Genomic DNA, 11,341 nt, shown 5'->3' with positions numbered 1-11,341 from the left:
TGTGGGTAAGGGGTCGGTCAGGAGGAGGTGGGCAGGGTTCGCATGCCCCGCGCGGCGCGCAGGGCCTTGATCACGTTGACGGCCTCGTGCTTGCCGCCTCGCAGCGGGCTGAGGAGAACCACAGCCGCCGTGATGAGCCAGGGCTTGAGACGTACGAGGACGTTCTCGCCGTAGCGGAAGTGGACGACGAAGAGGTTGCGGTACATGTAGAAGCCCTTCCAGCCGGCCAGGTCGTGCTGCTGGCTGAAGTCGAGCTGTCGCACGAGCACCGCGTCGCGTACGGCCCAGATGGTGCGGCCGGCGCGGCGGGCGCGGATCGCGAGATCCACGTCGTCGTAGAAGATGAAGTAGGTGGGATCGGGAAGCCCGATCTCCTCCAGGACGGTGCGGCGGATCATGAAGCCCTCGAAGGCAACGTTCTCCACCGCGACCCGCTCCGGAAGCGCGTCGCGGGTCGGGTAGGTGTCCATGACCGAGGCGGTCTTGGGCTTGATCGCGAGCGGGTTGCGCAGGTCGAACTTCAGCGCGGCCAGCTCGATCAGCTTGCCGTTCTTGTCCTCACGCACCGAGAAGAGGCAGTCCTCGTCCTGGGCGAGCAGCACCTCGAGGCAGTCGTGGGCCGGGACGACGTCGTCGTCGATCAGGTAGAGGCGGTCCCAGCCCTGCTCGACCGCGGCCTTGGTGCCGAGGTGGAAGCCACCGGCGCCACCGAGGTTCTCCGGGCTGTCGATGACCTGCAGATTGGGCGTGACGGCCTCGGCGAGGACCTGCGCGGTGTGGTCCGTGGAGGCGTTGTTGACGACGATCACCGCGTCGGCGGGCTGGTCGAGCTTGGTGAGCCCGTCGAGCAGCCCACGCAGCATGTCGGCGCGGTTGTAGGTGACGACGACGATCGCGACCGTCTCACGGGTGGTGCTCAACGAAGGAACCTCTCGTGTCCACTGAAGTCCCCCCGGATGGCAGCCCACCACGCCTGCGCAGAGAGCCGGATCCGCTTCGGCTGCGGCTTGGTGAGCAGGTAGAACCATAGAGTCTTCGCCACGAAAGCCAAAGCGAAGGGCCACCCTCGGTAATCGCGCAGGTTGAGCAGGTTGTTGCGCGCCATGCAGTAGTGCTTCAGGTCGCTCGGCGTGTGGTTGTACGTCGCCCTCCCCCACGCCATCGGGGTGCCGAGATCGCCGACGGACGGGTGGCGCACCTGAGCACCGACGACGGTCGCGATCCGCGCCCCGGCCTTCTCTGCGCGGAGACGGTATTCGTGGTCGTCGCCCCAGATGAAGTACTCCGCTCGGGGGTAGCCGATCCGCTCCACCAGGTCGCGGGTGACCAGGACCCCGTTGAACGGGATCACGATGTCCTTGATCAGGCCGTCGGTGGCAGCTGCCTCGACATCGGCGAGCTGGTGCACGACCTTGGAGCGGCCCGGGAGCCTGATCGGGAACACCAGGCGGCCGGGGTCACCCTCGTCGACGACGAGCGGCCCCCAGAAGTCGAGGTCGGTCTGCTTGAGCAGCAGCCCGAGGCAGTCGGTGTCGGGCAGGCCGTCGTCGTCCATCAGCCAGACCAGGTCGGCGCCGCGCTCGATCGCCAGCTCGAGGCCGTCGTGGAAGCCGCCGGCACCGCCGCTGTTGCGCTCCAGGGTGCGGGCGATCACCGGAACCTGGCGCTGGCCCGGCTCCTCGGCACCGTCGAGCTCGGCGAGCCACTGCGACGTACCGTCGGTGGAAGCGTTGTCGATGACGATCACCTCGTCGAGGCCGTCGACCACGTCGAGCCGCTCCAGCAGTCGCTGCAGCAGCTCGAGACGGTTGAAGGTCACCACGACGGCGGCGACACGATTGCTCCCTGGCACGGATCCAGACTAGCCGCGACCGCGGGGTATCCCGGGAATCAGCGAGTCGCTGTGACCTGCGCTTAACCCGTTGTTCAACACGCTGAGGCGAGGTCGTCGGTCTCGTTGGCCTGGTAACCCTTGTTGCGCGAGCCCAGGGAGCCGCCGGTGACCGGGCCGCCCTTGTCGGAGTCGCCGGTGGCCTTCGTCTTGTCCTTCGGCGCAGGTGCCTTCGTCTCGCCGTCACCGCCGGTGCTCGGCGAGGCGAAGACCTCTTCCTTCTTCGGCGTGGCCTTCTTCACCGCCTTGCGCACCTCGGCGTGGATGTCGGACATGTCCGGGTCGGCGGTGTCGACCAGCGGAGGTACCAGTGAGAGCGTCGAGATCTTCTGCGACTTCGCCTTCAGCGCGAGCGCCGAGAACCGCTCGATCTCGCTCGGTGGGACCGAGGTGGTGATGGTGGAGCCGGTCGCCTTCGCGACGTCCTGGTAGTGGCGTACGACGTCAGCGGGGCTGGTCTGCTGCAGGATCGCGTTGAGGACGCACTTCTGACGGGCCATCCGGGAGTAGTCGTCGGAGTCGTGGCGGGCCCGGGCGTACCAGAGGGTCTCCCAGCCGTCGAGCTTCTTCGTGCCGGGCTGGATGTGGGTGTAGAAGCTGTCGGAGGGGAGCCCGACCGGGATCGGCTGGCGGACGTTCAGGGTGACTCCCCCGATGGCGTCCACGATCTCCTCGAAGCCGTTGAGGTCGACGATCGCGTAGTAGCTGATCTGCAGGTCGGTGATGCCCTCGACGGCGTCCACGGTGGCGGCCATCCCGGGGTCCTTCTCGCCCTTGTAGAGCTCCTTGTGCTCACCGGCCCAGGTGCTCACGCCGTTGAGGTAGCAGCCGTCGCAGTCGAAGCCGCGCGGGAACTCCTCGTCCATCGGCGAGCCGTCGTCGAAGGTGAAGTTCTGCATGTTGCGGGGCAGGCCGATGAGCACCGTACGTCCGGTCACGGCGTCGATGGAGGCGACCGTGAGCGAGTCGGGACGCAGGCCCCAGCGGGTCTTCCCGCCGTCGGAGTCGGCTCCGGCGAGCAGCACGTTGAAGCGGCCGTTGTGGGCCTCGGCGGCCTCGGCACCGGCGAAGATCGCCTCGACCATGCCCTTGTGCACGCCGACCAGGTGGGCGCCGAAGATCAGGGTCGCGGCCACGGAGAAGGACAGCGCGCCGCCGATGGCGACCACGATCCGGCGCTGCTTGAGGTCGAGCTCGAGCGGGCGGCCGAGCCGCCACGCGTCGATGAAGAGGGCGGCCCAGGCGATCGCACCCGCGAAGAGCGCGATCCGGAAGAGTCCGAGGAGCCAGGGCCTGGTGCCGAGCGTGAAGATCAGGCCGTGCCACAGCAGGGAGATCCCGAAGACGAGGCCGGCGGTGATCGCGAGACCGATGACGGTCCAGATCGCGATCCGGCCGACGCGGCGGTTGCCGGCGACGAGCTGGGCGGACCCCGGCAGGAGCAGCGTGATGAGCAGCAGCGCCATGGCGCGACGGAACCGCACGCGGGAGGCGCGCTCGGCGGCCGTACGCTGGGGCCGGTAGTTCTGCTCAGCCATCTGGGGTCCCTCGAGTGATGAGTTTGCACCGCCAGTATCACCAGTCACACGAGTAACACGGTGGTGCGACGCGCCGACTAACTTTAGCGGCCTGGCACGGTACGTTTGAGCGCATGCCAAACCCCCGCAACCCTGGCAGCCCCAACGATCCCCGGTCGCAGCAGTACGGCTGGGCGTACGGTGGTGGCCAGCCTGCTCAGCCCTCGGGGCCCGAGCCCACCAATGTCATGCCCACCGTCCGGCGCCCTGTCGGCGGCGCGCCGCCGCCGGCGCCGCCGCGTGGCGGCTATGACCGGCCGCTGCCCCAGCCCGGGCAGATCGCGCCGACGCCTGGCTATGACCAAGGGTATGACCAGGGCTACGGCCAGCAGGGTGGCTGGAGCCAGCCGAGCGAGTACGGCGGCAACGGCGGCAACGGCTATGGGGGTCCGGGCGATGGCTACGGCGGCGGTCGCGGGGGCCGCGCACCGAAGCCGAAGAAGCGCCATCCGTTCCGCAAGTTCGTCGCCATCGTGATGATCCCGGTGCTGATCCTGGTCGGCGCGGTCGCCTGGATCGGCATCAGCGCCTGGAACAAGGTCGACAAGGTCCCCTATGAGCCGACCGCGGGCGAGCGGCCCGCGGACCAGCCAGGCACGACCTATCTCATCGTCGCCAGCGACTCCCGCGAAGGTCTCACCGCCGAGGAGAAGAAGAAGCTCTCCACCGGTGACGCCGCCGGCAGCCGCACCGACACCATCAAGCTGCTGCACACCGGCGCCGGCAAGACGATCGTGGTGACCCTCCCCCGTGACTCCATCGTGCCGATCCCGGGTCACGGCGAGACCAAGATCAACGCGGCCTTCGCCTACGGCGGCCCCGAGCTGCTGGTGCAGACGATCGAGCAGAACACCGGCGTACGCATCGACGGCTATGTGGAGATCGGCATGGGCGGTCTCGCCCGACTCGTCGACGGCGTGGGGGGCATCGAGATCTGCCCGAAGAAGGACATGAAGGACCCCAAGGCCGGCCTGGACGTCGAGAAGGGCTGCCAGGAGGCCGATGGCGTCACCGCACTCGCCTACTCGCGGTCCCGCTACGCAGCCGAGGACGGCGACCTGGGTCGTGGCGCCAACCAGACCGAGGTCATCTCCGCGATCGGCAAGAAGGCCACCAGCCCGGCCACGCTGCTGAACCCGTTCAAGCTCGCCGAGATGGGCGAGGGCGCCGCGGGACTCAAGGTCGGCGAGGGCATGAGCGTCATCGGCGGCGCGAAGTTCCTGTGGGCGTTCAAGGCGCTCGCGGGCGGCTCCGCGATGACCTGTGGCGTCCCGATCAGCGACTTCGCGGTCCACTGGCGCAAGGAGGACGCGCTGACGATGTTCGGCCACATCAAGGAGGACACCGTCGACCAGATCCCGGCGGACATCTGCACGGCGACCGGTCTGCCCGAGTAGCCCGAACCATCCGCAGCCGTCCCTACTGACTTTCGTCGGTAGGGACGGCTGCTTTTCGTCCACTGTGGCCGGCCGCGTACGTCCCTAGGTTCGAGTCATGATCACTCTGGACCACTTGACCAAGAGATACGGCGCGACCACTGCGGTCGACGATCTCACCCTGCAGATACAGCCCGGCCGGGTCACCGGCTTCCTCGGCCCCAACGGCGCCGGGAAGTCCACCACGATGCGGATGATCCTCGGCCTGGACCGGCCGACCTCGGGGACCGCGACCATCGACGGCCGTCCGTACGCCTCGCTGCGGCGTCCGCTGCGCGAGGTCGGTGCGCTGCTCGACGCCAAGGCGGTGCACCCCGGTCGCCGGGTGCGTACGCATCTGGTGGCGATGGCGCGGAGCAACTCGATCCCGGTGGCCCGGGTCGACGAGGTGCTCGAGCGGGTCGGTCTCGCCGGGGTCGCCCGGCGGCGGGCGGGCAACCTGTCGCTCGGCATGAGCCAGCGGCTCGGGATCGCGGGCGTGCTGCTCGGCGACCCGCGGGTGATGCTCTTCGACGAGCCGGTCAACGGGCTCGATCCCGACGGGGTGATGTGGATCCGGAAGCTGCTGAGGTCGCTCGCCGCGGAGGGGCGTACGGTCCTCGTCTCCAGCCACCTGATGAGCGAGATGCAGCAGACCGCCGACCACCTGGTCGTGCTCGGACGCGGTCGGCTGCTCGCCGACGCCACGATGGCCGAGTTCGTCGGGAGCCACGGGTCGCTCGAAGAGGCGTACTTCCGGCTGACCGCCGGCAGCGTCGAGTACACCGGGACGGAGGTGGCGTGATGCTGAGTCCCTTCCTGGCCGCGATCTCGTCCGAGTGGACCAAGCTCTGGTCGGTCCGCTCGACCTGGTGGTGCCTGATCGGCGCGGCCGCGCTCATGGCGCTCTACTCGGTGCCCCTGGGCTTCGACGCCGCCGAGCCCAACCTGGAGCTGTCCCACGCCGACCAGCTGCTCCACGTCGAGGAGGTCGCCACCGCGGGGATGCTGTTCACCCAGTTCGCACTGATCACGCTGGCCCTGCTGACGGTGACCTCGGAGTACGCCTCCGGCAGCATGAGGACGACGCTGCAGTGCGAGCCCCGGCGCGGCCGGGTGCTGGTGGCGAAGCTGCTGGTCGTCGAGGTCGTCGCGCTGGTCGCCGGGGCGCTCCTCGCCCTCCTGGGCGCCGGCCTCGGCTACCTGACCGCGGGTGACTACGGAGTCTTCGACGTCTCCGCGGTGGCCGAGGTCGCCGGCAGGATGAGCGTCTACATGGGCGCGGTCGTCGCGCTGGCGATCGGTCTCGCCGTGGCGCTGCGCAGCACGGCCGGGGCGCTGGTCGTCGCCTTCCTGGCGCTCTTCCTGCTGCCGATGGTGCTGATGATGAGCGGGATGGACCTGATGACCGAGGTGTCCTACTACCTGCCGGGGACCGCCGGCACGGAGTATCTCGGCGTCGGGATCGCGACCATCTTCGGGCTCGACGACGGACTCCCCTACGACGGCAACGGCGGTCTCGGACTCCTCGCCGGCTGGTCGGTGGTCACGCTCCTGGCCGGCTACGTGGTGTTCCGCAGGCGCGACGCCTGAGCCTCGACCACCGGCGACCTCAGTCCTCGCTCACGAGCCCCGCCTCGTGAGCGAGGACTGCTGCCTGTACCCGGTTGCGTACGCCGAGACGACCGAAGGCGGTGCTCAGGTAGGCCTTCACGGTCCCCTCCACGAGATGAAGACGGCGACCGATCTCGGCGTTGGAGAGCCCGGCGCCGACCAGCGCCATCACGTCGCGCTCGCGGTCGGTGAGGGCGGCGACCTTGGCCCGAGCGTCCGCGGCCCGCGACATCCGGTCACCGGCACCCGCGCCGAGCTCGGCGATGACGCGCTGGGCGACCCGTGGCGAGAGGAAGGCGGCGCCGTCGGCGACCGCGTGCACGCCCGCGAGCAGCTCGCGGGGATCGCCGGACTTCAGCAGGAACCCGCTCGCCCCGTCGCCGAGGGCGCGGGCGATGTAGGCGTCCTCGGAGAAGGTGGTCAGCATGACCCGCGCGGTCTCCGGGGCGGTCCGGGCGATCTCGGCACCCGCGGCCAGACCGTCCATCCGCGGCATCCTGACGTCGAGCAGCGCGACGTCGGGCCGGTGGCGCTGGGCCGCCTCGACCGCCTCGCGCCCGTCGGCCGCCTCGGCGACCACCTCGATCCGCTCGTCGGTCTCCAGGATCGCGCGTACGCCGGCCCGCACCATCGCCTCGTCATCGGCGAGCAGCACCCGGATCACAGGCGCACCCCGCGCCGCTGGTCCTCGCGGGCCGGGAGATCGGCGACCACCTCGAACCCGCCACCGGCGGCGGGGCCGTGGCGCAGCGTGCCTCCGGCGGCACGCGCCGCCTCCTCCAGCCCGGCCAGACCGAGGCCGGTGGTGGCTCCGGCGCGCGGTGGGAGGGTCGCGCGGCCGTTCGTCACCGAGAGGCGTACGCCGTCGACTCCAGTCTCAACCGAGACCGTCACGGAGGACCCCGGGGCGTGCCGGGCCGCGTTGGTCAACGCCTCCTGCACGATGCGATGGGCGGCGACGTCCCGCACCCCGTCGCCGTCGTCGAGCGAGCCCTCCAGACGTACGTCCATCCCCGACTCACGTGCGCGCTCGACCAGGCCACCGATCCCGGCCGCGGCCGGGGTCAGCGGCGCCTCCTCGGCGGCGGGGCGGAGAACGCCGACGATCTCGCCCAGCCGCTCGGTCGCCCCGGCGGCGGCCGTGCGGATGGCGCCGGCTGCCTCCCGGTGGGCGTCGCCGAGCCCCGGTGCCACCTCGAGCGCTCCGGCGCGGAGCGCGATCAGGCTGAGCTCGTGGCCGAGCGAGTCGTGCATCTCCTGGGCGATCCGGGCACGCTCGGCGAGCTGGGCCTGCTCGATCTCGGTCGAGTGGTTGTGGGCGACCTGGCGCAGATAGCGGCCGCTGAGCCACGGCAGCGCCATGAAGATGACCATGTTGCCGGCCATCGCCACCTGCACCCCGCCGCCGTTGACGAGGGCGTCGAGCGCGGTCAGCGTCACCACGGCCACGCCGGCCACGACCGCCGACGGCCACACCCGGTCGGCCCATCGGCCGACGAGGAAGCTCACCAGCGCCGCGAGCGCGATGTAGCTGATCAGGACCCACCCGTCGTTGGCCACCACCGTGCCGCCGACCAGCGCGCACACGAGCGCGACCGCGACCGCCGGCTGTCTCTTCCGGACCCACATCGCGAGCGTGACGCCGAGGACTCCCACCAGCGCCGACCAGCCCGACCACTGCGGGTGACCGGCGTCGCTCATGTAGAGGTGCTCAGCGGCGACCGCCACGACCAGGAGGCCCGACAGGATCGGTTCTGACAAGCGGGGCCGACGCAGCAGACTCACGCTCACCACGGTAGTTGCCGCCTCGCACCCGAGGTACTGACTTTCGTCAGTAGGCAGACCCGCCCTTCCGTAGCCGAACGGAATCAATACAGACTGTGACCCATGGCTTACGAGACCCTGACCTTCGACGTGGACGCCGACGGCATCGCGCTCCTGACCCTCAACCGCCCGGACGCCCTCAACTCGTTCACGGTGACGATGGCGCGCGAGCTCGAGGAGGTCTTCACCACCGACGCGATGGCCGACGAGGTGCGTGCGGTGGTGGTGACGGGCGCCGGGCGGGCGTTCTGCGCCGGGATGGACCTCTCCGCCTCCGGAAACGTGTTCGGCCTCGACGAGTCGCTGCACCCGACGCCCGAGAGGCTCGCCGAGCACCTCGCCGACCCGGCAAACCACCCCGAGTACGCCGACGGCGTACGCGACACCGGCGGCAAGGTCACCCTCGCGATCCACGCGCTCCCCAAGCCTGTGATCGCCGCCGTCAACGGCCCGGCGGTCGGGATCGGCGCCACGATGCTGTGCGCGATGGACGCTCGGCTGGCCTCCTCGAAGGCGAAGATCGGCTTCGTCTTCGGCAAGCTCGGCATCGTCCCCGAGGCCTGCTCGTCCTACTTCCTACCGCGCGTCGTGGGCGTTCCCCGGGCCCTCGAGTGGCTCTACACCGCGGAGATCCTCAACCCCGACCAGGCTCTCGAGGGCGGTCTGATCCGCAGCATCCACCTGCCCGACGAGCTGCTGCCCGCCGCCATCGACCTGGCCCGGAGGTTCACCCAGAACCGGTCGCCGGTCGGCACCGCGCTCGTCCGTCAGCTGATCACCCGCAACGCCTCCGCGCGCCACCCGCTCGAGGCGCACCTGTCCGACTCGCTGGCGATGTTCTACGCCTCGATCGGCGACGGCAAGGAGGGAGTCGCGGCGTTCCTGGAGAAGCGCGACCCCGAGTTCACCTCGAAGGCGTCCGAGGTCCCGGACGTGTTCCACGGAGATATTTTTACGGGCTGACCTGCACGAATAGCTGAGGATCCCCTGTTGTGGGGCAGCATCCTGGGCTACGGTCGAAAGTGGGCCCGCCCGCTGGTCCCTCACCCGGGTGTGGCCGCGGCCGGCACGCAGTGCCCAACCCGAGATGGGCGCGTGTCGGCCGCCTCTCGGCCCCAGTCGGCCCATTTTCGGCACAGCGTCAGGCGCCGATCCGACCTGCATACTGCTCGACGATCGCGTCGACGGGCTGGTCGACGTCGAGGGCCATCCCGGCCTCGTCCGGCTCGAGCGGCTCGAGCGTCTTGAACTGGCTGTCCAGGAGTGTGGCCGGCATGAAGTGGCCCGGCCGGCTCGCCTGGCGCCTCGCGATCACCTCACGGGTGCCCTCCAGGTGGAGGAAGGTCACCTCCGGACAGTGCCGGCGGAGCTGGTCGCGGTACTTCCGCTTCAGCGCCGAGCAGCCCATCACGCCACCGCGCTCGGCGTGCCGGGCCAGCCACTCCCCGACCGCCTCGAGCCAGGGATAGCGGTCATCGTCGTCGAGCGCGATCCCCGCGGTCATCTTCTCGATGTTCGCCGGCGGATGCAGGTCGTCGGCATCCTCGAACGGCACCCGCAGCCGCCCCGCGATCGCCGCCCCGATGGTCGACTTCCCCGAGCCCGAGACTCCCATCACGACAAGTACCGGTTTCGCCATCAGGCCATCGTACGGGCGTAGAGCGCCTCGAGATCGGTGAAGTGACGATGAGTCCCAGCCTCCTGGTAGGAGGCGGTGTCCGCCATCGTGTAGCCGTGCGGGGCGTCGGGGTAGATGAGGTTGGTGTAGATCACCCCGGCGTCGTCGAGGGCCCTGCTGAGGTCGTCGACGTTCTCCGGCGTCATGGAGCGGTCGTGGTCCGCGTGGCCGAAGTAGTACTCAGCCCTCGTCCCGGCGATGTAGGTGTGCGGAGAGTCCGCGTCCGCGGTGACCAGCCCGCCGCCGTGGAAGCCGCCGACCGCGACGAACTCGTCGGGGAACCGCCCCGCGGTCCGCACCGCCAGCCGCGCGCCCATGCAGTAGCCATGGGTGGCGATCGGGCCTTTGACGTACGTCTGGAGTGTCTCGACGTACGCCGGGATGTCGACCGCCAGCCGGTCCACGGTGAGGCCACGGACCCGGTTCATCGCGCCACCGGCGAAGAACGCGTCCCTGGCGGCGGGCTCGCGGAGGTCGCCGGTCGGCGCCAGCTCGGCCACGCTGCCGTCGCGGTAGAACGTGTTGGGGGCGAGCACGACGTAGCCCCAGGAGGCGACCCGCTCGACCATCTCGGCCAGCCGCGGCCGCAGGCCGATGGCATCCATGTAGACGAGTACGCCACCCTTCGGCGTGCTCTCGGGCCGGACCAGATAGGCCTCGGCGGTGCCGTCAGGTGTCTCGATCTCGATCTGCTCGACCACGCCTTCACGCTATCGGTAGCACTGTGGTGCCATGCTCGTACCCATGACCCAGCACCCAGAGCCAGTGCACCTCGAGTCCACCCGAGCGATCCCGGTCGCGTACGAGACCGCCCTCTCCCGCGTCCTCCCGGCGCCGCTGCCACAGATCTTCGGTCGCCGGTACGCCGCGATCGGCCCGATCGCCGAGGTCCGCGACCAGGCCGGCGGCTGGGATGCCGCCGGCGAGACCCGCACGATCGTCCTCGCCGACGGCGCGACGATGCGCGAGACCCTGACCAGCATCGACAGCCCGTCGTCGTTCTCCTACGAGATCACTCCGCTCTCAGGTCCGCTCAAGTTCCTGGTCGGTCACGTCGCCGGGAGTTGGTCCTTCGCCCCGGCCGGCACCGGCACCCGGGTCACCTGGTCCTGGGACGTCACGCCCGCGTCTCAGGCCGCGTCGTACGCGATGCCTGTCTTCGGGTGGATGTGGAAGGGGTACGCGCGGCAGAGCTTGGAGTCGCTCGAGGAGCTGCTGGTCGGCGAATGAGGTTTCTTTGGCACGCCGGCGGGATGGCGTGTTTTGTGGCTGGGGTTTGCCGCCGACCCGTTCTTGGAGGGTGTTCTCGTCGAATCCCGGAGTCAAGGACGGCCTGCGGCCG

The 11,341-nt window shown here is 69.9% G+C and carries 12 protein-coding genes; 5 read left to right on the top strand and 7 right to left on the bottom strand.

The genetic code is table 11. From position 1 onward, the window contains the following. Nucleotides 1-17: 17 nt before the first annotated feature. From ACW14X_RS19980 to ACW14X_RS19970, 3 genes are all read right to left on the bottom strand, one after another. Nucleotides 18-920 carry a glycosyltransferase gene (locus ACW14X_RS19980; RefSeq protein ID WP_160027263.1) on the bottom strand — a complete coding sequence of 301 codons (903 nt, stop codon included), beginning with the start codon at nucleotides 918-920 and terminating at the stop codon, nucleotides 18-20. Beyond that, nucleotides 917-1,852, bottom strand: a complete 936-nt coding sequence (locus ACW14X_RS19975) for a glycosyltransferase (RefSeq protein ID WP_457163060.1) — start codon at nucleotides 1,850-1,852, stop codon at nucleotides 917-919. The genes ACW14X_RS19980 and ACW14X_RS19975 overlap by 4 nt, the downstream gene beginning before the upstream one ends. Nucleotides 1,853-1,926: 74 nt before the next feature. Further along, nucleotides 1,927-3,429: an LCP family glycopolymer transferase gene (locus tag ACW14X_RS19970; protein ID WP_457163059.1), complete on the bottom strand. Its 1,503-nt coding sequence runs from the start codon at nucleotides 3,427-3,429 to the stop codon at nucleotides 1,927-1,929. A 113-nt stretch (nucleotides 3,430-3,542) separates the two neighbouring features. On the opposite strand from ACW14X_RS19970, the gene ACW14X_RS19965 reads away from it, so the two are divergent. The 3 genes from ACW14X_RS19965 (at nucleotide 3,543) to ACW14X_RS19955 (ending at nucleotide 6,476) form a co-directional block, all read left to right on the top strand. Then, complete coding sequence (locus ACW14X_RS19965) at nucleotides 3,543-4,865, top strand: LCP family protein (protein WP_457163058.1); 1,323 nt, start codon at nucleotides 3,543-3,545, stop codon at nucleotides 4,863-4,865. A gap of 97 nt (nucleotides 4,866-4,962) precedes the next feature. Beyond that, complete coding sequence (locus tag ACW14X_RS19960; RefSeq protein WP_160027255.1) at nucleotides 4,963-5,688, top strand: ATP-binding cassette domain-containing protein; 726 nt, start codon at nucleotides 4,963-4,965, stop codon at nucleotides 5,686-5,688. Then, nucleotides 5,688-6,476, top strand: coding sequence for an ABC transporter permease subunit (locus tag ACW14X_RS19955; protein ID WP_457163057.1), 789 nt, complete (start codon nucleotides 5,688-5,690; stop codon nucleotides 6,474-6,476). The genes ACW14X_RS19960 and ACW14X_RS19955 overlap by 1 nt, the downstream gene beginning before the upstream one ends. 19 nt (nucleotides 6,477-6,495) lie before the next feature. Here the strand turns inward: ACW14X_RS19955 and ACW14X_RS19950 are convergent, their stop codons facing one another. After that, nucleotides 6,496-7,161 carry a response regulator gene (locus ACW14X_RS19950; protein WP_160027251.1) on the bottom strand — a complete coding sequence of 222 codons (666 nt, stop codon included), beginning with the start codon at nucleotides 7,159-7,161 and terminating at the stop codon, nucleotides 6,496-6,498. Further along, the gene (locus tag ACW14X_RS19945; protein WP_457163056.1) at nucleotides 7,158-8,282 is read right to left on the bottom strand and encodes a sensor histidine kinase; all 1,125 of its coding nucleotides are present in this window, start codon (nucleotides 8,280-8,282) and stop codon (nucleotides 7,158-7,160) included. The genes ACW14X_RS19950 and ACW14X_RS19945 overlap by 4 nt, the downstream gene beginning before the upstream one ends. 102 nt (nucleotides 8,283-8,384) lie before the next feature. Between ACW14X_RS19945 and ACW14X_RS19940 the strand changes: the two genes are divergently transcribed. Continuing rightward, nucleotides 8,385-9,284: a crotonase/enoyl-CoA hydratase family protein gene (locus tag ACW14X_RS19940; protein ID WP_350715379.1), complete on the top strand. Its 900-nt coding sequence runs from the start codon at nucleotides 8,385-8,387 to the stop codon at nucleotides 9,282-9,284. A gap of 178 nt (nucleotides 9,285-9,462) precedes the next feature. Here ACW14X_RS19940 and ACW14X_RS19935 read toward each other — a convergent pair whose 3' ends face one another. Then, a complete protein-coding gene (locus tag ACW14X_RS19935; protein ID WP_350844503.1) occupies nucleotides 9,463-9,960 on the bottom strand; it encodes a gluconokinase in 498 nt (165 codons plus the stop codon). Continuing rightward, nucleotides 9,960-10,700 (bottom strand): dienelactone hydrolase family protein, encoded by a 741-nt coding sequence (locus ACW14X_RS19930; RefSeq protein ID WP_457163055.1) that lies wholly within the window; start codon nucleotides 10,698-10,700, stop codon nucleotides 9,960-9,962. The genes ACW14X_RS19935 and ACW14X_RS19930 overlap by 1 nt, the downstream gene beginning before the upstream one ends. A 43-nt stretch (nucleotides 10,701-10,743) precedes the next feature. Between ACW14X_RS19930 and ACW14X_RS19925 the strand changes: the two genes are divergently transcribed. Further along, nucleotides 10,744-11,229 (top strand): SRPBCC family protein, encoded by a 486-nt coding sequence (locus ACW14X_RS19925; RefSeq protein WP_457163054.1) that lies wholly within the window; start codon nucleotides 10,744-10,746, stop codon nucleotides 11,227-11,229. The last annotated feature ends 112 nt before the right edge of the window (nucleotides 11,230-11,341 follow it).

This window comes from Nocardioides sp. YJ-D4 (assembly GCF_054031495.1).
The sequence above is the reverse complement of the archived record's forward strand: the minus strand, read 5'-3'. Positions and strand labels throughout refer to the sequence as shown.